25 protein-coding genes and 1 pseudogene are annotated in these 23,362 nt (G+C 70.0%); 13 read left to right on the top strand and 13 right to left on the bottom strand.

Annotated elements, in window-relative coordinates:
* Window positions 1–2: 2 nt before the first annotated feature.
* Window positions 3–263 (top strand): annotated as a pseudogene (locus GA0070613_RS21050) (molybdenum cofactor biosysynthesis protein); the annotation flags it as partial.
* A 6-nt stretch (window positions 264–269) separates the two neighbouring features.
* Here the strand turns inward: GA0070613_RS21050 and GA0070613_RS21045 are convergent.
* Complete coding sequence (locus tag GA0070613_RS21045; RefSeq protein ID WP_089016094.1) at window positions 270–1,007, bottom strand: VOC family protein; 738 nt, start codon at window positions 1,005–1,007, stop codon at window positions 270–272.
* Between the two features lie 208 nt (window positions 1,008–1,215).
* Here GA0070613_RS21045 and GA0070613_RS21040 point away from each other — a divergent pair, with 208 nt between their 5' ends.
* Window positions 1,216–2,568, top strand: a complete 1,353-nt coding sequence (locus tag GA0070613_RS21040; RefSeq protein WP_157746424.1) for an IS110 family RNA-guided transposase — start codon at window positions 1,216–1,218, stop codon at window positions 2,566–2,568.
* A 346-nt stretch (window positions 2,569–2,914) separates the two neighbouring features.
* On the opposite strand, the gene GA0070613_RS21035 is transcribed toward GA0070613_RS21040, so the two are convergent.
* A complete protein-coding gene (locus GA0070613_RS21035) occupies window positions 2,915–3,511 on the bottom strand; it encodes a hypothetical protein (RefSeq protein WP_157746423.1) in 597 nt (198 codons plus the stop codon).
* Between the two features lie 575 nt (window positions 3,512–4,086).
* Here GA0070613_RS21035 and GA0070613_RS21030 point away from each other — a divergent pair.
* From GA0070613_RS21030 to GA0070613_RS21020, 3 genes are read left to right on the top strand one after another with little or no spacing between them, the layout of a single operon-like run.
* Complete coding sequence (locus GA0070613_RS21030) at window positions 4,087–4,419, top strand: YciI family protein (protein ID WP_408630959.1); 333 nt, start codon at window positions 4,087–4,089, stop codon at window positions 4,417–4,419.
* Window positions 4,407–5,588, top strand: a complete 1,182-nt coding sequence (locus GA0070613_RS21025; RefSeq protein ID WP_197699115.1) for an RNA polymerase sigma factor — start codon at window positions 4,407–4,409, stop codon at window positions 5,586–5,588. The genes GA0070613_RS21030 and GA0070613_RS21025 overlap by 13 nt, the downstream gene beginning before the upstream one ends.
* A 49-nt stretch (window positions 5,589–5,637) precedes the next feature.
* Window positions 5,638–6,825, top strand: a complete 1,188-nt coding sequence (locus GA0070613_RS21020) for an MFS transporter (RefSeq protein WP_089013863.1) — start codon at window positions 5,638–5,640, stop codon at window positions 6,823–6,825.
* A 506-nt stretch (window positions 6,826–7,331) separates the two neighbouring features.
* Here GA0070613_RS21020 and GA0070613_RS21010 read toward each other — a convergent pair.
* Window positions 7,332–8,003, bottom strand: a complete 672-nt coding sequence (locus tag GA0070613_RS21010) for a DUF4386 family protein (protein ID WP_157746422.1) — start codon at window positions 8,001–8,003, stop codon at window positions 7,332–7,334.
* 202 nt (window positions 8,004–8,205) lie between these two features.
* On the opposite strand from GA0070613_RS21010, the gene GA0070613_RS21005 reads away from it, so the two are divergent.
* Window positions 8,206–9,369, top strand: coding sequence for a sensor histidine kinase (locus tag GA0070613_RS21005; protein ID WP_089013860.1), 1,164 nt, complete (start codon window positions 8,206–8,208; stop codon window positions 9,367–9,369).
* Window positions 9,366–10,022 carry a response regulator gene (locus tag GA0070613_RS21000; protein ID WP_089013859.1) on the top strand — a complete coding sequence of 219 codons (657 nt, stop codon included), beginning with the start codon at window positions 9,366–9,368 and terminating at the stop codon, window positions 10,020–10,022. The genes GA0070613_RS21005 and GA0070613_RS21000 overlap by 4 nt, the downstream gene beginning before the upstream one ends.
* 361 nt (window positions 10,023–10,383) lie before the next feature.
* Here the strand turns inward: GA0070613_RS21000 and GA0070613_RS20995 are convergent, their stop codons facing one another.
* Window positions 10,384–11,007 (bottom strand): hypothetical protein, encoded by a 624-nt coding sequence (locus GA0070613_RS20995; protein WP_089013858.1) that lies wholly within the window; start codon window positions 11,005–11,007, stop codon window positions 10,384–10,386.
* Between the two features lie 233 nt (window positions 11,008–11,240).
* Between GA0070613_RS20995 and GA0070613_RS20990 the strand changes: the two genes are divergently transcribed.
* Window positions 11,241–11,750 carry a hypothetical protein gene (locus GA0070613_RS20990; RefSeq protein ID WP_231929326.1) on the top strand — a complete coding sequence of 170 codons (510 nt, stop codon included), beginning with the start codon at window positions 11,241–11,243 and terminating at the stop codon, window positions 11,748–11,750.
* Between the two features lie 104 nt (window positions 11,751–11,854).
* Here the strand turns inward: GA0070613_RS20990 and GA0070613_RS20985 are convergent, their stop codons facing one another.
* A complete protein-coding gene (locus GA0070613_RS20985; protein WP_089013857.1) occupies window positions 11,855–12,256 on the bottom strand; it encodes a hypothetical protein in 402 nt (133 codons plus the stop codon).
* 218 nt (window positions 12,257–12,474) lie between these two features.
* Window positions 12,475–12,864 (bottom strand): VanZ family protein, encoded by a 390-nt coding sequence (locus GA0070613_RS33580; protein WP_269459056.1) that lies wholly within the window; start codon window positions 12,862–12,864, stop codon window positions 12,475–12,477.
* A gap of 460 nt (window positions 12,865–13,324) precedes the next feature.
* Here GA0070613_RS33580 and GA0070613_RS33575 point away from each other — a divergent pair, with 460 nt between their 5' ends.
* Window positions 13,325–13,672 carry a hypothetical protein gene (locus tag GA0070613_RS33575; protein WP_231929324.1) on the top strand — a complete coding sequence of 116 codons (348 nt, stop codon included), beginning with the start codon at window positions 13,325–13,327 and terminating at the stop codon, window positions 13,670–13,672.
* Window positions 13,673–14,323: 651 nt separating this feature from the next.
* On the opposite strand, the gene GA0070613_RS20965 is transcribed toward GA0070613_RS33575, so the two are convergent.
* Window positions 14,324–15,097, bottom strand: a complete 774-nt coding sequence (locus GA0070613_RS20965) for a VOC family protein (RefSeq protein ID WP_089013855.1) — start codon at window positions 15,095–15,097, stop codon at window positions 14,324–14,326.
* A gap of 129 nt (window positions 15,098–15,226) precedes the next feature.
* A complete protein-coding gene (locus GA0070613_RS20960) occupies window positions 15,227–15,427 on the bottom strand; it encodes a type II toxin-antitoxin system VapB family antitoxin (protein ID WP_089013854.1) in 201 nt (66 codons plus the stop codon).
* A gap of 120 nt (window positions 15,428–15,547) precedes the next feature.
* Here GA0070613_RS20960 and GA0070613_RS20955 point away from each other — a divergent pair, with 120 nt between their 5' ends.
* Window positions 15,548–15,829, top strand: coding sequence for a PIN domain-containing protein (locus tag GA0070613_RS20955; protein ID WP_231929323.1), 282 nt, complete (start codon window positions 15,548–15,550; stop codon window positions 15,827–15,829).
* Window positions 15,830–16,011: 182 nt separating this feature from the next.
* On the opposite strand, the gene GA0070613_RS20950 is transcribed toward GA0070613_RS20955, so the two are convergent.
* Window positions 16,012–16,695 (bottom strand): VOC family protein, encoded by a 684-nt coding sequence (locus GA0070613_RS20950; protein ID WP_089013853.1) that lies wholly within the window; start codon window positions 16,693–16,695, stop codon window positions 16,012–16,014.
* 117 nt (window positions 16,696–16,812) lie between these two features.
* Window positions 16,813–17,370: a DUF4352 domain-containing protein gene (locus GA0070613_RS20945; protein ID WP_089013852.1), complete on the bottom strand. Its 558-nt coding sequence runs from the start codon at window positions 17,368–17,370 to the stop codon at window positions 16,813–16,815.
* Between the two features lie 454 nt (window positions 17,371–17,824).
* Between GA0070613_RS20945 and GA0070613_RS20940 the strand changes: the two genes are divergently transcribed.
* On the top strand, window positions 17,825–18,295 hold the full coding sequence (locus GA0070613_RS20940) for a hypothetical protein (protein WP_089013851.1): 471 nt from the start codon (window positions 17,825–17,827) through the stop codon (window positions 18,293–18,295).
* Window positions 18,296–18,350: 55 nt separating this feature from the next.
* Here the strand turns inward: GA0070613_RS20940 and GA0070613_RS20935 are convergent, their stop codons facing one another.
* Complete coding sequence (locus tag GA0070613_RS20935; protein WP_089013850.1) at window positions 18,351–20,144, bottom strand: ABC transporter ATP-binding protein; 1,794 nt, start codon at window positions 20,142–20,144, stop codon at window positions 18,351–18,353.
* 82 nt (window positions 20,145–20,226) lie between these two features.
* Between GA0070613_RS20935 and GA0070613_RS20930 the strand changes: the two genes are divergently transcribed.
* Window positions 20,227–20,643 (top strand): MarR family winged helix-turn-helix transcriptional regulator, encoded by a 417-nt coding sequence (locus GA0070613_RS20930; RefSeq protein ID WP_089013849.1) that lies wholly within the window; start codon window positions 20,227–20,229, stop codon window positions 20,641–20,643.
* A 143-nt stretch (window positions 20,644–20,786) separates the two neighbouring features.
* On the top strand, window positions 20,787–21,215 hold the full coding sequence (locus GA0070613_RS20925; protein ID WP_231929322.1) for an SRPBCC family protein: 429 nt from the start codon (window positions 20,787–20,789) through the stop codon (window positions 21,213–21,215).
* A 47-nt stretch (window positions 21,216–21,262) separates the two neighbouring features.
* On the opposite strand, the gene GA0070613_RS20920 is transcribed toward GA0070613_RS20925, so the two are convergent.
* Both GA0070613_RS20920 and GA0070613_RS20915 read right to left on the bottom strand, forming a co-directional pair.
* Window positions 21,263–21,889 (bottom strand): TetR/AcrR family transcriptional regulator, encoded by a 627-nt coding sequence (locus GA0070613_RS20920; RefSeq protein ID WP_089013847.1) that lies wholly within the window; start codon window positions 21,887–21,889, stop codon window positions 21,263–21,265.
* 175 nt (window positions 21,890–22,064) lie between these two features.
* Window positions 22,065–23,336 (bottom strand): ABC transporter substrate-binding protein, encoded by a 1,272-nt coding sequence (locus tag GA0070613_RS20915; RefSeq protein ID WP_089013846.1) that lies wholly within the window; start codon window positions 23,334–23,336, stop codon window positions 22,065–22,067.
* Window positions 23,337–23,362: the final 26 nt, after the last annotated feature.

The raw sequence follows: 23,362 nt of genomic DNA, 5'->3' as shown, positions 1-23,362 counted from the left end.
CCATGTCGCGGATCGTCCAGCTGCTGGCCTCGCCCGTACCTCGGTATGTGGGCCGGCCCGCGGACGGTCCGGCGCCGGCGCCGTCGGGCGAACTGGTCGAGGAGGTCCGGATCCGGGCGGGCCTGGGCATCGTCGGCGACCGGTACTTCGCCAAGCAGGCGCATCGCGACGCGAGCGTGACCGTGATCGCGCAGGAGTCCTTGCCGCCCGGCGTTGATCTGGTGCAGGTCCGGCGCAACGTCCTCACTGCCGGCATCGCCGTTTTTGGGTCAGCCTGGGGTGAGGAGGCAGAACTCGTTGCCTTCCGGGTCGGCGAGGACAGTCCACGGGACATCGCTCTGGCCTAGGTCGATGGCGGTGGCGCCGAGAGTCCGCAGTCTGGCCGCCTCTGCCTCTAGGACGTCACCTGGGTATGGGCGGAGGTCGAGATGGACGCGGTTCCACACGGTCTTCACGTCGGGTGTGCGGAGGAACTGCAGATATGGGCCGACGCCCTTGGCGGAGCGCAGTACCGCGTTGTGGTCGGTCATCTCGTGCAGGGACCAGTCCATGGCCTTGCCCCAGAAGCGGGCCATGGCTCGCGGATCCGCGCAGTCGACCACTACCGCGGCGATCGGTCCGGTGTCTCGGTAGAGCGGTCGGGGGTCCAGCACGCAGAACTCGTTGCCCTCTGGGTCGGCCATGACCGTCCATGGGACGTCGCCCTGGCCTACGTCGGCGGGTGCTGCGCCGAGATCCTTCAGGCGCGTGACCACCTCCGCCTGATGGGCCGCCGAGGTGGTGGCGAGGTCGACGTGCACGCGGTTCTTCACCGTCTTGGGTTCCGGGGAGACGATGAGGTCGAGGCAGACAGCGACGGGGTCGGGGTAGACGAAGCCCTCGGGTTCGAGGTTGGTCACGCCGGGTCCCTCGCTGGAGACTCCCCAGCCGAGCGCCTCCGCCCAGAAACCGCCCAGCGCGGAGTCGTCCCGAGCCTTCATGTTGATTTGAACAAGCCGCGCTGCCATGCCGACGATGCTAGCGGCAGTCCGGCACATCAAGATCAGCCGTACTGATCTCGGCATGTGCGTGTGCCGGCCGAGTCAGCACTTCGTGACGCCGCGTAGCGCGCGGATCGCGGCATAGAAAGACGTTCTGCGTGTCGATGCAGGACGTAGGAACGTCCCCCTGATGCGCTTGTCGGGCTTGGTGTCCCATCGCAGGAGGAGGACGTTCATGGGTAACGGTAGCGGTGTGTCCCGGGGTGATCGCAACCGCAACGCCCGGCTTGCTCGGCTGCGGGCGTTGGTGCCGGTGACCAACGCGATCGTGGGGATCGATTTGGCCGACGCGAAGCAGATGGTCGTAGTCACCGATCACGACTCGAAGGTGTTGGCCCGTAAGACATTCCGCTGCCGGGCCTGGAATCTCGGGGCAGCGCTGGACTGGGCCGCCGAGCGGGCCACGGCGAAAGGCTGGGCGGGGGTGACGGTGGCGTGCGAGCCGACCGGGCACCGGTGGCGGGTCCTCGGCCAGCTCGCTGCGGACCGGGCGATGCCGTTCGTGTGTGTGCAGCCGATGCTGACCTCGTGGGCGCGGCGCAGCGAGGACCTGACCTCGGACAAAACCGATGAGAAGGACGCGGTGCTCATCGCCCGGCTGACCGCGCAGCTGCGCTGCTACGTACCCGAGCCGGTCGATGAGACCTGGGGCCGGCTGCGGCATCTGGGCGCCCGCCGCGAACAGCTCATCATCGAGATGGTCAGCCAGGTCCAGCAGATCCGCGCGCTGCTCGAGTGTGTGTGGCCCGCCGCGCTCGACACCGCCAAGCAGCCGTTCCGGTCCCGCACCTGGGCGGCGGCGATGACGGTGATCTGCCAGCGTGACGGCGGTGACCTCGCCCGCACCCGACGCCTCGGCGCGGCCCGATTCGAGCAGGCCGTGCGCCGTGAGATCACCCGCCGCGGTGGGTGCAAACCCTCGCTGCGCATCCTGCGGCACCTGTTCACCGCGTTGACCGACCCCACCGGGGTGACCGCCCACCGGCCCGGTGCGCTGGAGCGGGTCGCGTTCCTGCTGCAGGACTGGCACACCGCCGCCGACAAACTCACCGACACCGACACCCGGATGACCCGCGTCCTCGACGAGCTCAAGCTGACCGAACTGGCCACCTCCATCCCCGGCCTATCCGCGGTCGGCGCGGCGGCGATCCTCGCCGAGACCGGTGACCCGAACCGGTTCGCCACCGCCCGCGCCCTGGTCAAGCACGCCGGCCTCGCACCGCGGGAGAAACTGTCCGGGACGTTCGTCGGCCGCACCAAACTCACCGGCCAGGGCCGACCCGCGCTGCGTCTGGCCGCCTGGCGGGCGGTCTGGGGCGCCCAGCGCAGCAATGCCGTCTATGCCGCCCGCTACCAGCATCTGACCACCCGGGAGACCAACAAACTCACGGCGACCCAAGCCCAGACCGTCATCGCCGCGGCGATCCTGCGCCAGTTGCACGCCGTCATCACCACCGGACGAGCGTGGAACGCCGACATCGCCACCTACGGCAGCCACCACCGCAGGCAGGTGGCTCTAGCCGCCTGATTCCTCGTCGCGGCGTTCAAGCTGACGGCCGGGGCGAGCCCTACGCGGCATTGAGACACGCACTGTGATCTCGCCGGTCATCATGGGCAGCCCCGGCCCGTCGTCTCATCAACCCGATTACACGTTGCCGGGGACCAACCCCATCACCGCTATGCAGGGACAGACGACGGCCGAGGCACCGACCAAAAGCTTGACACAAAACGACTTACGCTGATGACCGGACGTTCAGCGGTCCCTGTCTCACCGGCGGGTGTAGCGGGGCGATGATCACGCCCTTTGGTGGTCGTGACGCTCTCGGTCAAGTCGACCTCGATGGATGTCTGTTCCGGTTGCGGCAGACTGCCCGTCAGGCGGTGACCTTGAAGATGATGGTGTCGCTGAACGTGGTGCCCTCGATCAGGTAAGCGTAGCAGCCTGGGCCCGACACGAACGTGCCGGAGGGCCACTGGGTGGGGTCGTTGCTCAGGCCGAAGACGAGCGCTTCTGCTTGGCTGGCAGCGGCGTCGTAGTAGAGCCGCACCTGGCCGTGTCCCGGGCCGTCGAGCCGGCCTATGCGAACCACGGCGGGCCCGGTGTAGCCGCCCTTGTTCGCCCAGACCACCTTTTTCTCGTACAGCCCGTCCGGTCGCGGGGTCTCTCCGCTGAGCCGCAGTGTGGTGTTCGGCCCGAGGTACGGGGGAAGAGGATAGAGGGGGCCGGTGCCGAACACGTTGGTGGTGAACTGGCCCTCACCTGCGGCCAGAGGTCGGGCCTGCGTGACGGGGCAGTCGGTTCCGGCCGGAATGGTCGGCAGCCGCAGCGGCCGGGCGAGCAGCGAAGCTACTGCCGCCGCGGGTGTGCCGCTGGGCGGCGGGGCGGACCGTGCGAAGGGCATCGGCGTCGACGGACCTGGCGTACATGCGGTGAGCAGGAGCGCCGCGGCCAGCGTGGGGAGACGTCTCATGTCCAAGAGCCTGATTCGCGTCACGACCGTAGCCGCCTCCCCAACAAGTAGGACGCCTTGCGTGCCCAACGAGGTGCGCATGACCGAAGTCGTCTCGGGCTTTCAGCCTCGCACCACTCGTGTCCGGTGTGGATTGGCCGATCGGCCCGGACGCCGGCCCGCGGCCGCAGACTCCGCCGCCGACGGTCCCGCCACCATCCGACGTCGCGAGGGCGCCGCTGCAACCCACGAGTTGGAGCGATGTTGTGCGGACACCTCGGAGGTGCTGGTGTCGACGGCCCCGTCCCGGCCGGGCCTCGGGCCGCGTACCGGGTGGATCTACTGGATCTGTCGATTCGGCGCTGCGTACGCGCCGGGATGTGCGGCATGCGCAATGCGGCAGATCCGGATGCCTCGCTTTGGGCAAGCGGGATCTGTTCCGAATACTGGTTGCCGGCCACGGGTCGCACCCACGCATCGTCGGCGCCACGCCTCGGTCTCGGCCTTCGGGCCGATGCAAGCACGATGAGGGCGGCTGTCGATACCGGGGTGTTGCCGTTCGTCGTCCTGCTAGACATGTGACGGAAGGAGGAGGCGTGCGGTATGTGATGCTGGTCTGCGTCGCCGAGGACGAGGAGCGCAACGCTGACCCGACAGCGTGGGTCGAGGAGATGCAGCGCCGCGGTGTCCGCCAGTCAGGCGACCGGTTGCGACCGATCCGCGACTCGACGACGGTACGGGTGCGAAACGGCGAGGTACTGGTCGCGGACGGGCCGTTCGCGGAGACCAAGGAGCAGATCGCCGGGTTCGACATCCTCGATTGCACGGACCTCGACGAGGCGATCGAGGTGGCGACCAAGCACCCGGCGGCGCAGTTCGGGACCCTTGAACTGCGCCCGATCTGGGAGGGCCGGTTCTGGGAGACGTGAATACTCCGGACGCAGTGGCCAGAGCCTTCCGTGCCGAGCGGCTGGCGGTACTGGCCACCGTCATCCGGCTGACCGGTGACTGGGAGTTGGCCGAGGAGTGCGTCCAGGACGCCTTTGAGGCGGCGCTACGGCGATGGCCCGTTGACGGCGTACCCCGGCGCCCCGGCGCGTGGCTGACCACGACGGCGCGTCACCGTGCGCTCGATCGGTTGCGCCGCGCGAATGTTGAGGCGGCCAAGCTGCAGGAGCTTGCCGAGGCGCCGGATGCGGGCGACGACGAGTGGACCGACGACCGGCTGCGCCTCATCTTCACGTGCTGCCACCCTGCGCTGACGCTGGACGCGCGGGTGGCGCTGACCCTGCAGACGGTCGCTGGCCTGGCGACCGAGGAGATCGCGCGGGCGTTTCTGACGTCGACCGCGACGATGGCGCAACGGGTGGTTCGCGCCAAACGCAAGATCCGTGAGGCGGGCATCCCGTACCGGGTACCGCCTGCGGATCTGCTGCCGGAGCGCCTTACCGGCGTACTGGGCGTGCTCTACCTGCTGTTCAACGAGGGGTACTCCGGGCGCCGGGAGCTCGCCGGAGAAGCGATCCGGCTCGGCCGGCTGCTGGTGCGCCTGATGCCCACAGAGACCGAGGTGCGGGGGTTGGTCGCGCTCATGCTGTTGCAGCACGCCCGGGCGGCGGCGCGCACGGACCGAAACGGTGACCTGGTGCCGCTGGACGAGCAGGACCGTAGCCGCTGGGACCGCACGCTGATCGACGAAGGCCGCGGGCTGCTCACCGGTACCCCCACGCCGTATCAGCTCCAAGCCGCCATCGCGGCCTGCCATGCCACCGCGGCCACGGCGGCGGATACCGACTGGCCGCGCATCGCCGGCCTGTATGAGCAGCTCGTCGGGCTGACCGGATCGCCGGTGGTCCAGCTCAACCGGGCGGTTGCCGTCGCCATGGCCGAGGGTCCGCAGGCGGGCCTGCGGCTGGTCGATGCGCTTGCGGCGTCCGGTCGGCTCCAGGGCTACCACCTGCTGCCGGCCACCCGCGCCGACCTGCTGCGCCGGCTGAATCGGCGGGCGGAGGCGGCGACAGCGTACGAGCAAGCCATTGCGCTCGCGCCGACGGAGGTGGAGCGGCGCTTCCTGCGTCGCCGGCACGACGAGTTGTGACATAGCTCACGGGGGTCGAAGGCCGGCCGGGGCGGATCGTCGACCGGGCATGACAACCACAACCGGCCGCTGGCCCGCCACCGCCGTCTTCTTCCTCAATGGACTGACTTTGTCGACCTACATCGTGCGGATACCGACGACGAAGGTTGCGTACCACCTGACAGACGGTCAGCTCGGCGTGCTCGGCGTGCTGTTCGCCGTCGCCGCGCTCGCCAGCATGCAGGCGGTCGGTACGCTGGTCGCCCGGGTGGGCAGCCGCCCGGTGCTGCGCGTGTCCCTTGCCGTGATGCCGGTACTGCTCGCGCTCATCGGCTGGGTCCACGGCGTCGCTGCCCTGGCCGCTGTCCTCACCATCCTCGGCGCGGTACACGGCACGACGGATGCGGCGATGAACTCCCATGCGGTCGCCGCCGAGCGCCGCGCCGGCCGACCCATCCTCAACGGCTGCCACGGCGCGTGGAGTGTCAGCGCGGTCCTCGCCTCGCTCATCACGGCCGGCCTCGCGCACGCCGGCGTCTCCCTGACCGTACACCTGACGGGCGCCGCCATTGCGTTGCTCGTCGGCGGGGTGGCGCTCGGCCCGTTCCTGCTGCCTGCAGACGCGGACCGGCGCCACGGCCGGCCTGCGATGCGCGGGCGCGTCGACTGGCGGGCCGGCTGGAGCCGGACCGTCGTGGCCCTGGGGTTGACCGGTACCGCCCTGATGGTCTGCGAGGGCGCCGCCCTCGGTTGGGGCGCGGTCTTCCTGCACGACATTCGCGGTGCGTCGCTGAGCATCGCCGCGGGCGCCGTCACCGCGTACACCGCCGGCCAGACCGGCGGGCGGCTGGTCGGCGACCGGCTCACTTCCCGGTACGGCCGCCAGCCGGTGTTCCGCACCGGCGGACTCGTGGCCGCGGCCGGGCTCGCCATCGCCGTGACAGGACCGCGCCCCGCCACCGCGGTCGCCGGGTTCCTCGTCGCCGGGCTCGGCAGCTCCGTGCTGCTCCCGTTGACGTTCAGCGCGGTCGGGCAGGCCGGCGGCCAGCGGACCGCGACCTTCGTCGCGCGGTTCACCACGTTCACCTACGCGGGAATCCTGCTCGGCCCCGGGCTCATAAGTGCGGCCGCCGAACTCGTCGGTCTCACGTGGGCATTGGCGGCGTTGGTACCGATGCTCTGCCTGGTGTCCACGCTGACCCGCCTGCCGAGCCCCCCGCCGCGCGTTGCGGCAACCGCCTCGGCCGGAACCGCCTGATGTTCCCGACCAGGACAAACGCCGCCGGCGCCGCATGTTCCCTCCACCACCTATCAACGCCTGGTCAGGCCGGAACCGCTCGAGACGGAACACGCTACGGTTGCCAGCCCGATACGTCACGCCTACACCAAGCTGGCTCGACGAAGCACAGGCGATGCGGTACGGCGTGCTGCTTGATCGAACGTCCTCATCTCGGCTATGTGCGTATGCCGGCCGAGTCAGCACTTCGTGACGCCGCGTAGCGCGCGGATCGCGGCAAATGAGGATGTCACCCTCAAGACGTTCACGCTGCGGCATCTCGCTGGCCGCCCGCGCCCGATTCTGAGACGGGTCGGGTCTACTTCGCCGGTGAGGCACGAGGTGGCCTGGCAGCACGGCGCGTTCGTCGCCGCCCGTTCGGCGGTCTCCGCGCTGCACCAGCGGGTTATGGCCGGCTGATCACCCAGCCCATGCTGTTAATAAAGGGCCCTTGCTATGCGGAGTGCGATAACAAGGGCCCCTTCCTTTCAGGCGTTCGCTGGGAGCATGGCCGGTGCGGGCAGTTCGGCCGACTCGCTGCGCCGCAGGAGGCTCAGCGCGATCATCCCGAACGCCGCCGTTGACGCGATCGCCCAGAGGATCCCGTTGTAGTTGCCGGGTGAGAAGTCGCCGACGAGCGCGAGGAAGCCGAACGGCGCCGCCCAGACCGGGATCAGCCGTGCCCGCCAGGCGGCGATGGTGAGCAGGGTCAGTCCGAGATCGAAGGCGAAGAGCCGCAGCACCAGGATGAGGATCGCGGCGGTGCCGCTGGAGATGACCTCGCTCGCCGCCGCCATCGCGTCGCGCTGCGGGTTGGCCGCCAGGTCGAGGTCCGACAGGGCGAACATGGCGTGCGCCGCGAGGCCCATGGTGCCGAGGAACACCATGGTTCCGGCGATCCGGATGAAGACCCGGCCGCGACCGCGGACGAGCCGGACGACGGCTGGTACCGCGGCGGCGAACAGCACCATCGTGGTGAAGTCGAGCAGGGCAGCGGCGAGGAACGCGTAATGGTGCTCCGCGAGCATCGCCAGCTCGGCGGCTGGTTTGTCCTCGACGTAGTTGCGCGGCACGATCAGTTCGGAGACGAGATAGAGCAGCGGTGCGGCGACCAGGGCGGCGGCCAGCGGCCGGCCTGCGCGGCTGGACGGAACGGTCACGGTGATCTCCCAGTGGAAGTGGTTGGAGCCGGCGTTGCCGGTTCGTGCCGCGAACCGGCACGACCCAGACGCTAGGGATCCCGGCCCCCGGACACCCCCGCCGCGAGTGGTGATCGGCTCCACCTGCGGGTGGAACCGGATCGAGGTGACCGGTACGACAGGCGGACGCGGTCCCGGATCGCTCCCGCCTAGGCTGCACGCCATGACCACCACCCCCACCTGGCGTCGCGCCGTCGTCGACGTCGCCCCGGCGGTCGCGCTCTGCGTGCTCGGGCTCGTCGAGGTGCTGATGGGCGAGCTGACCGGTGCGGTGCGAGCCCAGCACGTGGCGGGTACCGTGCTCGTCACCCTGGCCCTGGCGTTGCGTCGCCGCTATCCGGTGCTGGTGGCGGTCGCGGTGAGCGGCGTGATCGTCGCCGTGTCGTTCGGCGGCGAGCCCCCCGACGAAGTGGCCGCCCTGGTAGCGGTGGCGGTGGCGGCGTTCGCCGCCGGCGCGTACGCGAGCACCGGCGCCGGCGTGCTGGCGGCGGTGACGCAGTCGGCGGCGATGGTGGTGGCGATCGCGCTGGATCCCTCCGACTCCTCGCTCGCCAACGTGGTGCCGACGATCGTGCTCTTCATCGGTCTGCCGCTGTTGATGGGTGCGGCTTACCGGCAGCGCTGGCTGCACGTGCTCGCCCTCTCGGAGCGCGCCCGACAGGCGGAGGAGACCAGGGAGGAGCAGGCGCGCCTCGCCGTCGCGGCTGAGCGGCGCCGGATCGCCCGTGAGCTGCACGACCTGGTGTCGCACACGGTGAGCGTGATCGCCGTGCAGGCCGAGGCCGGCCAGCAGCTTCTCGACCGGGAGCCGGCCAGCGCGCGCGCAGCGTTCGCGGCGATCGCCGACGCGTCCCGCTCGGCGCTGGTCGAGCTGGCCCGGCTGCTGCGGCTGCTCTCCGCAGACGAGGACGACCGCGGCGCACCGGCCCGCGTCGAGCTCGCCCCGCAGCCCGACCTGGCTATGCTCGATCCGCTCGTCGGGCGGTTCCGAGCGGCCGGGCTGCCGGCGCGCCTCGAGATCGAGGGTGCCGCCCGGCCGATCGACAAGGGGGTCGGTCTCTCCGCTTATCAGCTGATCCAGGAGTCGCTGACCAACTCGCTCAAGCACTCCGAGGGCGGTGAGGTGGTGGTCCGGCTGCGGTACGGCAGCGACTCGCTCGACCTGGACGTCCGGGACAACGGCAAGCCGCGCGAGGGCTCCGGCGGCACCGGCCGGGGGCTGCTCGGCATGTGGGAGCGGGTGTCGCTCTGCGGCGGCAGCCTGGAGCTCGACGTCTCCGCCGGCTTCCGGGTGCACGCCCGCCTACCGCTGCGGCCCACGGCGTGATCCGGGTGCTGGTCGCCGACGACGAGACCCTGATCCGGCACGGGCTCGCCGCGATCCTCGGCGCGGCGACGGACATCGAGGTGGTCGGCGAGGCCGCCGACGGGCTGGCCGCGATCGATGAGGCCCGCCGGCTCGAGCCGGACGTGGTCCTGATGGACGTCCGGATGCCGACCCTCGACGGCATCGAGGCGACCCGGCGGGTGGTCCGGCTGCCCAACCCACCCCGGGTGCTCGTGCTCACCACGTTCGACCTGGACGAGTACGTCTACGAGGCGATGCGGGCCGGCGCCGCCGGCTTCCTGCTCAAGAGCGTGCCCGGTGAGCAGTTGGCGTTCGGCATCCGCACGGTGGCGACCGGCGATGCTCTGCTCGCCCCGGCGATCACCCGCCGGCTGGTGGAGGAGTTCCTGCGCCGGCCGGCGCCGGGCACCGGTACCCCGCCGAGCCTGGCCGGGCTGACCGCCCGGGAGACGGACGTGCTGCGGCTGGTCGGCCGGGGGTTATCCAACGCCGAGGTGGCCAGCGAGCTTTTCCTCGCCGAGAGCACGGTGAAGACGCACGTAGCCAACTTGCTTGCCAAGCGGGGGCTGCGGGACCGGGCCCAGCTGGTGGTGCTCGCGTACGAGTCAGGGCTGCTGCGCCCCGGTGGCTGATCAGCGCCGGGGCGCCCGCCCGGGCGGTCAGGTGAGTGGGCCGGTCGCCGGCGGGGTGGTCGGCGAGTCCAGCCATGCGTCGATCAGCCCACGCACTTCTGCCGGTGTCGCTGACGGCGGGTTGTGGAAGATGATGCTCATGGCGCACCGTCACATCCTCGCTCAACCGCGAATCGGCACAGCCAAGCGGCCGGGCCTTCGGGCGCACTCGGCTCGGCGGACCGCGCACGGATGGTACCCGAGCTCCTTACATGCCACTGTGCCCGCTCGGCGGCAGATCCGGATACGTGACCTTGGCAAATCCGCACGGCGGCGGTGGTAACAGCCGTGACGGTGACAATCGGATGGTGGATCAGGCCGGTCAGGCGGCCGGTTCGCTGGTGGGCGACCGGTGGCCTCCGTGGCACGCGGCCAACGCGTCTGCCACGATTTCAGCGTCAGCTTCTGCGACGTCCGCCGGGTACTCCGGTAGCAGGTCGTCCCAGACGACCAGCCACGACCCGTACAATTGGGCCTGCCCCTCGGGCCGAGCGAAGAACCAAACGTGCAGGTGGGCGCCACCATCTCCGATGCGGTAGACGTGGGCCCGCGAGATGTGCGGCAGTGCCTGCATGTGGCGGACGATGCGAGTGCTCAACAGCCCCAGTTCGGCGGCCAGTTCGTCAGGTAGATCCGCCATGTCGTAGTGATCGCGCGGATACAGCATGAGCACCAGCGGGACGCCCACTCCCGGAATCCGGACCAGCCGCCAGTGATCGTTGATCCAGATCCCTTCGTCCCGGTCGCGGCAGGCGTTGCAGTCCGACGGATCCTCGCCGTGCCGCGCGGGCTCCGGGAGCACCGGCGGGCGCAACGGCGCTACGCGCAGTCCGTCCGGCTCGAACGGACTGATCTCCCATCCCGTCATGCGTGCCAACGGGAGCCGGCGCTCGCTGTCCGCGACGGCGACTGCGTGGTCATAGAACTCGTCCGGTCGCAAGGCCATGCGGCGAAGACTAGTACGACAAGATTCCAAGTGATCGATAGCCCCGTTGTGGCTGCCAGGCACCGCCCGATGGTCTCGTACTCGATGGTCCGGATGAACTCGAAGCATCCGCTCGTCGGCACGACAGCGCACTGCGCCGGGCGGGGCCAACGCGCGGACAGCGGCAGAAGCGTGCGCTTGACCTTGGTTCATGGCGGCGAAGGCATCTGGGGGCGGAACAGTAGGCTGCGGCGATGAACAAAGTGCGCCAAGCCTTGGTGTTCGCCGACCACAGCCAGTTCTATATTCAAGATATCGACGGGCAGATGGCGGCCGAGGCAGACGAAGGCTACGACTGGCCCGAAGCATGGTCGGAGGATGCTGTTGCCGTCTACCGCATCGGCCTGGACGGCCCGTGTTCGATCGCGATCGGCGCGGCCCGCAGCGACCACGTCGAGACGACGCTGCGGGTACACGGCGGAGAGCCGCGCTTGGTCGAAGCCGAGCACATCGTGGAGGCGGACCTGACGGTGCCGAGTGGCGTGGTCCACGTCTTCGGCTGCATGGAACTTCCCGGGCCCGAGCACCGAGTTGAGATCCCTGCCGGGCAGTACCGGATCCGGGTCTCGCACGTGCCGTGCGGCCCGCCACCAGTGCCGGTGAAGGCGTTGGAGGAGGGTCCGCACTTCCGGTATCAACTCGATCTGTGGCCGTGCGCGGAGGTAAGCGGCGTCGCGGTCATCCGGCAAGGGAAAGGTTTCTGAGGAAGGACGGCCCGCCGAGGTTCTTCAGCACCGACATCCGTACGGAACGTGACGCACGCTCGGCGGCAGATGCGGATGCCGTTACAGGACTCCGAGCCGCTCGCCTATACGTTGTCGCGTGTGGCAATCTCGTCGGCGGACATCCGGCTGATCGTCCTGCCGGCTTCGGTCTCCACCAGCGTCAGCGCACCAATCCAACTCGGATCATCCGGGTACTCCCAACTGGCGGGGTCTGCCAGCAGCACCGGCAGCTGGTCCCTCGGCACAGGATCGCCGTGCGCCAAGCCCTCCCGGTCGTCATTGGCAACCCGCCGCACGTAGCGGCGCATTTCCATCCAGCCGCGGTCCACCAAGTTCAGCAGGACGGAGGCCAGCTCGGACAACGACGGCTCCGGCTGGGCGGGGTCCAGGTCACCGAACACGCCGGGCAGGAGGTCCATCTCGAACGAGTTGATGAAGAAAGCCCGCTCGATATGCGTCAGGAGCTGCCACTCACGAAGGCTCACGAACCGATCATCACATGCGGCACGGAACACAGATGGCGAGCCAGGCGGCCACCCGCGCTGTCAGCGGCAAATCCGGACGCCAAGATCATAACTGCCACGTTGTGGCCCCCAGCGGACCTCTAATCGCTGCAGCTACTCCAGCCCGGCTGCGACGCGACCAGCGGTGGTAGCGGATGGCCACGCGGTGGCGGGTGTCCGGCTCCGTGACCGGGAGGGGCTCATCGCGGCGGCAGTAGGGACAGCAGGCGATCGGGAACCGGCAGCCGACGCGCCGCGAGGACGGCCAGGCCTGCACCGGTCGCGTTCAACAGCACGTCGTCGATCGACGAGACGCGTCCGAGTGCCAGGGCGTACTGCAGCGCTTCCACCGCGGTCGACATGCCCGCAGCCGCGGCGACCACGTATGCGAACCGGACCTGCCACCCCATGCCCAGACCGAACCCGACCGCCGCGAACACCAGCAGATTGCCCCCGATCTGGAAGAACGCGGTCAGCGGGCGGTCGGCGAGGATCTCCATAAGGTCGCGCAGCGGCACTAGCCGAACCTCTCGGGGGGCGTCGAGTGGGGTGAGGACCACTATCAGCCACGGCAGCGTCCAGACCGCCATGGCCGTCGTGGCCAGTGCCCGCCGGACCGCCAGCCCCGCTGGGACGCCGCGCTGCCGGTAACAGGCCACGAGGTGACGCGTGCCGACCAGGCTGGCCAGGACGAGAGCCACCGCTGTCGCCACGACCGGAAGCCAACGCAGGTACCCGCCTGGAATCATCGTGGACCACCATAGTTCGGCCGGGCATCAGCCCACGCCAACGAAATGTGTGGATCCCGTGCAACAAGATCGGGTGATCGCTCATCGGCAGATCCGGAAGCCGAGCGACGTGCCGCCTCAGGGTAACCGTTACGCAGGGTTACCGGACGAGGCCGTCACAGAGTCTCACAGTGGTCGAGGTTGCCGATCACACCCGGCCGCGTGCTTCGGTCGATAGTCCGGAGAAAGGTGTATCGAGGTGGCCCAGCTCGAGTGCGTGCCGCCGCAGGAGTACCACACGAATGAGGGCCCCTGGTAGCCCGTGCGCCCCTCCCTCGGCGACCTGCTGCTGATCGACGGCCGGGCCTCGGTGCAGTTCGCCGGAGATCGCGCCCTGACGTTCCGCGTTGTCTCGGTCTGCGACCGCCCGACGTACTCCGGTTGGATCTGGCTGACCGGCTACGAAATCAACCGACGCGGCAACGCGACCGCCAAGCGCGATATCTACATCCAGCTGTCCGGCCTCCACCCCGTCACCAGCACCTCGGCCCCGAGCCGCTCCCGTGCCACCCGCCCCTATGCTTCGCGGAATGACCAGGGTGACGGAAGAGCAGGTCGCGACCGCTCGGGGCTGCGTGCTCGGGCTGATGCTCGGGCTGATGCTCGGTGATGCGATCGGTGCGACCGGTGGCAACGTGGTGCCGGTCCAGCGGGACACTGCGGGCCACCAGCGCCGGCCAGCTCGCCTGCTTCACCGTCGACGGGCTGATTCGGACCCACGTCCGCCTCACGCATGAGGGAGTCTGCCCACCGCCGATCAGCGTTTGGCATGCGTACATGTGGTGGGCAGCCATGCAGGGCATCTCTGGCATCGAGCCGTGGCTGGACCACACTGGCCGGACGGATGGCCTGCGACGGTGCCAGCCCTGGCCAAGCGGCGGGGTCGGCGCCGGCAACGGTTGCGGCGTTACAGGGGCGGACCGCCGGCACGCTGCACAAGCCGGTTGGCACGAGCATCGGCGCGCACGGGTTGACCCGCAGCCTGCCGGCAGGCCTCTGTGATTGGTGGCCCTCCTCCGACAACTTCGGGGCAGAGATCTCGGCTCTGACCCACACGGGCGGGGCGGTGGATGCCGCGGCGCTGGGGTCGACGCTGATCCGACTGCTCGGCGAGGGGAGGATCCGTCTCCCCCAACGGCCGGTCAACCTCATGGCGGACGGATGAGTGAAAGGGCAACGAGCGTGTCGACGCCCGCGATTCGCACCTGCTCAAGGGGCATTGTGGCGGCGGCCCACCTGGAGCGGTGGGCCGGACGCAGCGTCACATGGAGAAGTTCGGGTCGTTCTTGATGATCGAGAAGACGCCACCCTGCGGGTCGATGAGTGTGGCGAATCGCCCGGCGGGCGAGTCCTGCCGCAGCTTCTCCGTCGCGCCCAGCGAGATGGCCAGGTCCGCGGTGGCGTCGCAGTCGTCGACGGCGAAGTAGACGCTCCACTGCGAGGGCATCGGTCCCCAGTCGGGCCTGATCTGCAAGGCTCCCGCCACGGGCTGCCCACCGGCCTCGATGAGCGTGTAGGTCTCGTTGCCGCCCATTGCCACGTCCCGCGTCGTGACCCCGAAGACGGAGGTGTAGAACGCCTTGCTCGCCGCGATGTCGCTCGTCATGAGCTCGGCCCAGGTGAGGCTGCCGTGCTCGCCGGTCACCTCGGCACCGCGGTGCTTGCCGGGCTGCCAGATCGAGACGTACGCGCCCGTGGGGTCGAGCAGGACCGCCATGGTGCCCTGGTCCATCACCTGCATCGGTCCCATGATCACCTTTGCGCCGGTGCCCTCCGCGGCGGCAGCGGTCGCCGTCGCGTCGTCCGTAGCGAGATAGGTCGCCCAGGACGTGCCGCGCTCCGCATCCGCCGCCGGGCCGATCCCGGCCGTCTGCCGGCCGTCCTTGAGGAACGCTCCGTAGCCGCCCGCGTCGGGTCCGAAGTCCAGGTGTGTCCAGCCGAAGAGCCGGGTGTAGAAGGCGACGGCACCCGGAATGTCGGTCGTGCCGATGTCAACCCAGGTCGGAGCGCCCTTGGGGAACTCTGGTGTCGTCATCCCGCCATCCTGACATACCGGTCGGATAATTCCGGGCCGGTTGCGCGCCGCGGTGACGTTCGCGCAAACCGAGTAATCCCGCCCGGCGCGCCCCGAGAGCAGTGATATCAACTACGCGCATTCTTGATATCATCGCCCGGCCGCGCCCGTTCCACCGGTCAGGTCGGGAAGCCCACCGCTCTTGAGCCAGTCGGCAAACTCGCGCCGCTTTTCCCTATTGACGACCGCTTCAAGAGCGGCGTTGACAGTCGCCTTCTTCGTCGTGGTACCCAGGATCTTCGACGCTTCCGCGAGCAGGTCGTCGTGAACGTCCAGGATCGTTCGTGACATGGTAAGGGCCTCTCTCCCGGCAGCGAGTCAGCACGCCCACCGTAGCTCCCGTGCTCGACGAGTTGTCCGACAGAGGGCTGCTGGCGGTGTGCGGAGCGGTGGAGATCGAGGTGATCCACAGTGCCCGCACGGCCAAGGACGCGCAGCGCGCGTTGGCTCCTCGGCGGCTTCCAGTGGCTGGCCATGCCCGACGAGATCTGGGACCGGGCGATCGACGTCCAGGTCCAGGCGCTCCACAAGGGCAACCACCGAGCCCTGTCGATGGCGGACCTGCTGATCGCCGCCGCCACCGCCGAACGCCACGGCGCCACCGTGCTGCACTACGACGGTGACTTCGACCTGATCACGGCAATCACCGGTCAGCCAACAGCCTGGGTGGTGCCTCCCGGCTCGGCTGACTAATCCGAGACGTCAACCCCACAAGATCGCTGTTGACGATCCCGACGACCATCAGGAAGCCGCCACCGCGCTGCGGTGGACGTTGACGACCCAGGCGTCCGGCAGGGCGGCCCACTCGTTGTCGCATTCAACTGGGGTCTCGAGACACCTTCACCGAGCTCCGCAGCCCGCTGTTGATCGGGCTGTCAGCCCTGCGCGGCGCGCTCCGACTGCGGCTGGCGCGCCTGGAGGAACGGCCCGAGGCCCGTCCCGTCCTCGGTGGCCAGGAAGGCGCAGCGGGCGTTGAGCAGCGCCTCGTCGGCGTGCGTCATGCAGCCCCACACGGTGTCGCCCCACGAGTCGGCGAGCTTCACCTCGGCCGGCTCGGGGCACGGCTCGCCGCGTGGGCCGCCGATCTGGCAGCGGGCCGGGGCGCCGCCCCGGCGGTGGACCGCCTCGGCGGCCTGGCGGATCAGCGAGAAGCGCGCCTCGCCGGGCTGCTCGACCCGGGCCTGCTCGGGTACGGCCCGGCGCTGCCCGAAGACCACCACGTTGCCGTCCGGGTCGGCGGTCCGGCACTCCCCGCCCGGGGCGTGCTCGGGGTAGCCGACCCGCTCGACGGCGTACCCGGCGGCGGTCAGCCGCTGGAGCGTCGCCGTCAGGTCGTCGACGTAGAAATAGATCAGCAGGGGCAGCTCGACGGTGACCAGGCGCGGCGTCACCGCCGCCAGCAGCAGGGTCAGCTCGCCACACTGCAGGTACGACCAGCGGGACTCGCCGTCGCCGCCCGAGCGCTGCTCGGAGTAGCCGAAGACCTCGTAGAACCGCCGCGCTGCGTCGGCGTCCGCGACGTACAGCACCGGCACCTGAGCCTGCACTCCGTTATGCACCGCGCCACTCTACCCACGACGGACATCCGACTCAGGTGTTGGAGATCGTACTTTTCTTCCCCGGCATGAGGGTGCCGCCCAACGGGACCGGTTGGGCGGCACCCCCACGTCATTGCGCTACAGGGCGCCCTCGAACAGCGCGACGTTGTTGTCGAAGCCCGGCTGGACCGTGATCGCGATCAGCGACAGGTCCTTGGTGGCCGCCGAGAAAGCGAACTTGGCCGTCCGCTTCTGCCCCGCAGCGATCGTCGACTGGAACGAGCTCTCGATGCCCTTCGCGCTGTCGAAGACGCTCTCCGCCTGCGTACCGTCCTTGCCGAAGGCGGCGGTGACCGTGACCAGGCCGAGGTCCAGCGGCTCCGCACCCTTGTTCTCAATGGTCACCGACACCAGGATCGCGCTGTTTCCCCGGGTGTGCCCCGCGGAGTAGGTGCTCGGGGTGAACTTCGTCGGCTTGCTGGCGGACACGAGGATGCCACCGTCCAGCGTCACCGAGTCGGCACCCATCTTGGCGACCTTCTTGGTCTCGCCCTTGGCCGCCTGGGCCGCCGCACCGGTGGCCTTGGCGCCACCCTCGGTGACCTTGCCGGTGTCACTGCTGCCGGCACCACAACCAAGAGTGATCAGGCCGGCGACGACCAGGCCCGCGACGGCCAGGCGGTTCTGCTTCTGCATTTGTTCTTTCTCCCCGATATGTACACAGCCCGAAGGCTGTCGACGGCGGCCACACCCAAGGGCCACCGACTCTGCGCATGCCAGAGCGCCCCACGCGCGCTGGTTTCAGACCGGTGCCAGGACGAACTGAGGGACCCGTTGGGTCCCGGTCAGATCCGCCGTCCGGACCGGCCGGCATGACGGGACCCGGCGACACGATTCCCAGGTGGGAGCCGGTACCGGTCCGTACGCATGCGGGTAGCAGTTGACCATCGGCAACTAATGTTCCGCGTCAACCATTCGGGCGACGTTACCGACGTGTTGATCAACTAGACGAGCCGTCGGGGCATCTTGACGCCAACCCACGGCGCTGGTATTCGCCGTGCCAGGCCGGCCGCCGGATGTTCGCCGGCCCGTCGGCCGCCGGGCGTTCCGGGGACCCCACGGGAGCACGCACCGCCCGTACGATCCCGCCATGGCCTTCATCGACCGGCATGGAAGCGAAGACTGGACGCCGCCGCAGCGGCCCAACTGCGCGTGTCCGGAGCACGACGACGAGCTGGCCGGCCTGGCGTTGCCGGTCACCGAGCGCGGCATGGAGCCACTGACGGTCCGGGACCTCGTCGAGGCGAGTGCGCTCGGCGTCACGCCCGCGCAGTCGCGCGACCGGTGGCTGGAGATCTACGACGAGACGGACAGCGGCCCGGACCTCATCGGCCCGTTCCACTGGGGGCTGTGGCTCGGCGACGAGGCCCGGATGTGCTACGACGACGCCGCGCGCACCCTGGACCAGGCACTGCTGGACCGGCCGGGCGTCGAGCGGGTCGAGTGGATGGAGCGCGAGGAGTTCCTGGTCGGCGCGCCCGGCCTCTGCGCCAGCGGGATGCTGGCGGCGATGGCGCGCGCCCTGGCGGACCCGCGCGTCCGCGCCGCGCTCAGCCGGTAGCCGGGGGGGCGGCCCGGCCCGGCGCCGTCCCGACCGCCGGGCCGGGGCGGGCCGGTCAGGCGGCCAGCGCCGCGTACCGGCCGGCCCGGTCGAGCAGGCTCTGGTGGTTGCCGGACTCGACGATCCGGCCGTGGTCGATCACCGCGATCTGGTCGGCGTCCCGCACCGTGGAGAGCCGGTGCGCGATGGTGACCACCGTGCGCCCCTCCGACAGCGCGTCGAAGGCCCGCTGCACGGCGCGCTCGGTCTCGGTGTCCAGGGCGCTGGTCGCCTCGTCCAGCACCAGGATGCGGGGGTCGCGCAGCAGCGTACGGGCGATGGCCAGACGCTGCTTCTCGCCGCCGGAGAAGCGGTGGCCGCGGGAGCCGACGACCGTGTCGTACCCGTCGGGGAGGCCGGCGATGAGGTCGTGGATCTGCGCGGCGTGCGCCGCGGCCTCGATCTCGGCGTCGGTGGCGTCCGGCCGGGCGTACCGGAGGTTCTCCCGCACGGTGGTGTGCAGCAGGTAGGTCTCCTGGCTGACCACGCCCACGACGGCGGCCAGGTCGGCCAGGCGCAGGTCGCGCAGGTCGACGCCGTCGATGGTGACCCGGCCGGCGGCCGGGTCGTGGAACCGGGTGATCAGCGCGGCGAGGGTGCTCTTGCCGGAGCCGGTCTCGCCCACCAGGGCGAGGCTGGTGCCGGCCGGGACGTCCACGCTGACGCCGGCGACGGCGGCGGTGTCGCTGCCCGGGTAGCTGAAGGTGACGTCGGTGAAGCGCAGGTGCCCGCGCACCCGGGCCGGGTCGATCTCGACCGGTCGGGCGGGGTCGTCCACGTCGACGGGCAGGTCCAGGTATTCGAAGATCCGGGCGAAGAGCGCCAGCGAGGCGGTCAGCGAGACGCCCACGTTGAGCAGCCCCATCAGCGGCCGGAACAGCCCGCCCTGCAGGGCGGTGAAGGCGACCAGGGTGCCGATGCTCAGGGTGCCGGCGGTGGCGGGCAGGCCGGCGCTGAGGTAGATGACCGCCGGGATGGCGGCGAAGATGACGCTCATCGCGGCCATCCGCCACCGGCCGGCCAGCTCGGAGCGGAGTTCCAGGTCGACCAGCCGCGCCGAGGAGGCGGTGAACCGCTCGACCAGCTTGGGCCCGGCGCCGAGGGTCTTGCTGAGCTGCACGCCGCTGATCGACAGCCCCTCCTCGATGGTGACGTTCAGGTCGGCGAGCTCGCGCTGCCGCTGCGCGGTGATCTCGCGGCGCATCCGGGCCACCCGGCGGGTCAGCCAGATCGCCGGGGGCAGCACCACCAGCGACACCAGGGACAGCCGCCAGCTCAGCGCCACCATGGCGACGGCGGTGGCGACGACCGTGGTGAGGTTCGCCGCGATCGAGGTGGCGGTGGAGGTGACGACGGTCTGCATGCCGCCGATGTCGTTGGTGATCCGGGACTGCACCTCGCCGGTGCGGGTGCGGGTGAAGAACGCGATCGACTGCCGGTGCAGGTGGGCGAAGACGTCGGTGCGCAACCGGTGCATGACCTCCTGCCCGACCCGGGTGGAGATCCAGGTCTGCACGACGCCGAGCACCGAGGTCACCGCCGCGACGGCGACCATGCCGAGGACCAGCCAGACCAGCAGGGTGAGGTCGCGCTCCGGCAGGGCCCGGTCGATCACGGTACGGAGCAGGAACGGCGACGCCATCGCGATGACGGAGGACGCCACGATGATCGCCACGACGACGGCCAGCGGACCGCGGTGCGCGGCGAAGAGCCCGCCCACGCGGCGCAGTGACACCTGCCGGGCCTGCGCCTTCTCGGCGGCGCTGACGGTGCGGGGGCCGCCACCGCGGACTTCTCGGGGTGCTTCCAAGGGGTGCTCGCTTCCTGTTCGGGGTGATGCTGAGGTTACCTCATCATGAGGTAACAACAGGAAGTACTGCTACGGTATTCCGGTGACCGGGAACGACGAGGAGAGCCTGGCCGAGCTGTTCTGGGCGGTGGCCCGGCGGCTGCGTCACCAGTCCCGCCGCACCCTCGAACCGTGGGAGATCAACCCCGGTCACGCCCGGGCCCTCGCGGTGCTGCTGCGGCACGGCGCGCTGCGGCTCAGCACGCTCGCCGAGCACCTGCACATCGCCCCGCGCTCCACCACCGAGGTGGTCGACGGCCTGGAGGAGCGCGGCCTCGTCGCACGCCAGCCCGACCCCGACGACCGGCGCGCGACCCTGGTCGCGCTGACCGACGAGGGCACCCGGGTGGGGACGGCGATCCGGGCCGCCCGGGACGCCGAGGCGGAACGCTTCTTCGGCGACCTCGGCGCGGCCGACCGGGCCGACCTGGCCCGCATCCTGCGTACGCTGCACGACTGACCGGCCGCACCCGATCCGGCACGGAAAAGTGCAGCGCTCTTGTCGACCGTCGGGCCTGCCGGCGTGTCCGTCACATGCTGCTCAGGTTGAACGAGTAGCGGAACGGGCAGAACTGGTCAGGTCCCGAGAGAATGGAGAGGCACGTGGCGCAGAAATTGACGGCAACGACGACCGGGGTCATCGATGCGGAGCCGGCCGCGGTGTGGGCGGTACTGACCGACCCTGAACTGCTGAGTCAGGCCTTCTTCGGCGCGAAGGTCGAGACGGACTGGCGGGCCGGCAGCCCCATCACCTTCAGCGGCGAGTGGGACGGGAAGTCCTTTCAGGACAAGGGGGAGATCGTCACCGTCGAGCCGGACAAGCTGCTCCGGTTCACCCACTACAGCCCGCTGAGCGGCCAGCCCGATCTCCCGGAGAACTACCACACGGTGACGTTCGGCCTGACGCCCGCCAAGGGTGGCACCGAGCTGACCATCAGCCAGAGCAACGCCGGGAGCGAGGAGGAGCGGAAGCATTCCGAGGCCAACTGGGCGCAGGTGTCGGACACCGTCAAGCGGCTCGCCGAGCGCTGAGGTTCCGCCGTTGAGCGCCGCCACCGACTGAACTCGTCGACCGCCGGTCAGCGCAGGCCGGCGGCGATGGCGTCGACGAGCAGCGCGCCGAGGGTCCGGGCCATGATGCCGCGTGCCGTCTCGACGTCGAGCCCCATCGCGTCGCGCATCATCGACCAGGCCGACCAGGTGCTCGCCACGGTCAGGGCGTCGAGCAACTGCGCGCGCCCCTCCCCCGCGTACGCCAGCTCCGGGCCGAACACGTTCTCGATTCCGCTGCGCACCCGGCCGATGTTGCCCTCCCGGTTGCGCCGCAACTGGGGCGAGAAGGGCTCGCGCAGTGCGGAGGCGCGGGCCGAGGGCGCCAGCACCTCCAGCATCTGGACGCGCTGGGCGCAGAACTGCTCGACGCGCCGGGTGAGCGGCAGGTCCGGCGGGATCGGACGGAGCAACTCCAGCTGCCGCTCGCTGACCCGCTGCCCGGTCGCGGCGTACAGGGTCTCCATGTCCTTGAAGTTGGTCCACAGGGTGCGCAGCGACACCCCCGCGCGTTCGGCGATGCGCTCCCCCGTGGGCTTGAGGTCCCCCTCGTCGATCAGCGCCAGGTGCGCCTCGACGATGGCGCCGCGGGTGCGCTCGGCTCGCGCGGCTCGCCCGTCCATCCGCGCCGACGCATCGGCTTCCACGTCGATCATCTGACGGTCCCCTGTCGGTACGGCCGGCGGTGCCGGAGGAAGCTGCACCGGAAGCGTAACGACGCCTGCCGGGTGCCGCGGAGCCGCCGCGATTCGCTCGGAACGGGCCGCCACAACCGCCGTGGCGGCCCGGTTCCGAGCGGTCCGCCGGCCCTGAGACCGGCGGTCGCGCGGGTCAGGTCGTCGGGATGGCGTCCGCCGGCGGGGCGGTCGGCGTCTCGGTGAACTCCTTGACCTCGCCGTCACCGTCGTCGGTGGTCCAGGTCGGACCGAAGTAGCTCTGCACGCCGCCCGTGACCTTGTTCATCCGGACGCCGCTGTAGCCGGCGTGCACGTCCTCGCTGTACCGGAACGGGGTGAGGCCGGGCCCCTTGAAGCCGCCCTTGCGCACCGCGTCGAGCAGCTTCTCCCGGGTGAGGTCCTTGCCGGCCGCCAGCAGCGCCTGCACGAACGTGTACGCCATCGAGTAGCCGTACACGGCGTTGCCGTCGATCGGGTTGGCCGCGTTGTACTGCTGGTGGATCTTCGTGAACGCCTGGATCCACGGGTTGCTCGCGTCGTTGGCCATCGGCAGGTAGTTGTCGGCGAGCATGCCCTCCAGGATCACCTTCTTGTCGCCGAGCTGCTTGGACAGCGTGGTGTAGTCCGCGCCCACGTTGGACACCACCCACTGCGCCTTGAACCCCTGGCCGGCGGCCTGGCCCATGGCCAGCGCGGTGAAGCCGGGGATGCTCGCCGAGATCACCACCTGGCAGCCGGCCGCCTTCAGCGCCCCGATCGCCGGGCCGACCTGCTGGTTGGTGGGGGTGTAGGTCTGCTTCGCCGCCACCGGTCCGAGGACCTTCTCGACCCCGAGGAGGGAGTCGCGGCCGAAGTCGTCGTTCTGCCCGAAGTGGCACACCTTCGCACCGGCGAACTGCTGCTTCACGAAGGTGGCGAGGATCTTGCCCTCGACGGTGTAGTCGGGCTGCCAGCCGAAGGTGGTGGGGTACTTGTCGGGCTGGTTCCAGTTGCGGCTGCCGGAGGAGACGAAGAGGTCGGGCACCTTCTGCGCCTTGACGAACTCCAGCACGTTGGTGTGGGTGGGGGTGCCGAGGCCGCCGAGGAGCGCGAAGACCTTGTCGTCGAGGACGAGCTTGCGGACCACGTTGTCGGTGTTCGCCGGGTTGTAGCCGTCGTCCATCACCTTGTAGACGATCTTCCGGCCGTTCACCCCACCCTTGCTGTTGACGTGGTCGAAGTAGGCCTTGGTGGCGGCGGAGATCTTCGAGTAGCCAGGCGCGGCGGGACCGGTGAGGGGCTGGTGGGTGCCGATCACGACCTCGGTGTCGGTGACGCCCGGGACGTTCTCGGCCGCCTGCTGCTCGTCGTTGGCGCAGGCCGACGCGCCGACCAACAGCGCGAGGCCGGCAGCGGCCGCGAGTGCGCGGCGTGCGGTGGGATGCATGGTTCTCCATTCCGGTGCGACGGGTG

The sequence above is a fragment of the Micromonospora inositola genome (assembly GCF_900090285.1).
GTDB lineage: Bacteria > Actinomycetota > Actinomycetes > Mycobacteriales > Micromonosporaceae > Micromonospora > Micromonospora inositola.
The sequence above is the reverse complement of the archived record's forward strand: the minus strand, read 5'-3'. Positions and strand labels throughout refer to the sequence as shown.

Bases quoted from the DNA above. Each gene is read 5' to 3' on its own strand.
- GA0070613_RS21045 (WP_089016094.1), bottom strand. From the start codon at position 1,007: ATGGCAGCGCGGCTTGTTCAAATCAACATGAAGGCTCGGGACGACTCC.
- GA0070613_RS20960 (WP_089013854.1), bottom strand. From the start codon at position 15,427: ATGTCACGAACGATCCTGGACGTTCACGACGACCTGCTCGCGGAAGCG.
- GA0070613_RS20940 (WP_089013851.1), top strand. From the start codon at position 17,825: ATGGCCTTCATCGACCGGCATGGAAGCGAAGACTGGACGCCGCCGCAG.
- GA0070613_RS20945 (WP_089013852.1), bottom strand. From the start codon at position 17,370: ATGCAGAAGCAGAACCGCCTGGCCGTCGCGGGCCTGGTCGTCGCCGGC.
- GA0070613_RS20920 (WP_089013847.1), bottom strand. From the start codon at position 21,889: ATGATCGACGTGGAAGCCGATGCGTCGGCGCGGATGGACGGGCGAGCC.
- GA0070613_RS20915 (WP_089013846.1), bottom strand. From the start codon at position 23,336: ATGCATCCCACCGCACGCCGCGCACTCGCGGCCGCTGCCGGCCTCGCG.
- GA0070613_RS21040 (WP_157746424.1), top strand. From the start codon at position 1,216: ATGGGTAACGGTAGCGGTGTGTCCCGGGGTGATCGCAACCGCAACGCC.
- GA0070613_RS20990 (WP_231929326.1), top strand. From the start codon at position 11,241: ATGAACAAAGTGCGCCAAGCCTTGGTGTTCGCCGACCACAGCCAGTTC.
- GA0070613_RS33580 (WP_269459056.1), bottom strand. From the start codon at position 12,864: ATGGCGGTCTGGACGCTGCCGTGGCTGATAGTGGTCCTCACCCCACTC.
- GA0070613_RS21005 (WP_089013860.1), top strand. From the start codon at position 8,206: ATGACCACCACCCCCACCTGGCGTCGCGCCGTCGTCGACGTCGCCCCG.
- GA0070613_RS21020 (WP_089013863.1), top strand. From the start codon at position 5,638: ATGACAACCACAACCGGCCGCTGGCCCGCCACCGCCGTCTTCTTCCTC.
- GA0070613_RS21035 (WP_157746423.1), bottom strand. From the start codon at position 3,511: ATGAGACGTCTCCCCACGCTGGCCGCGGCGCTCCTGCTCACCGCATGT.
- GA0070613_RS20995 (WP_089013858.1), bottom strand. From the start codon at position 11,007: ATGGCCTTGCGACCGGACGAGTTCTATGACCACGCAGTCGCCGTCGCG.
- GA0070613_RS20965 (WP_089013855.1), bottom strand. From the start codon at position 15,097: ATGACGACACCAGAGTTCCCCAAGGGCGCTCCGACCTGGGTTGACATC.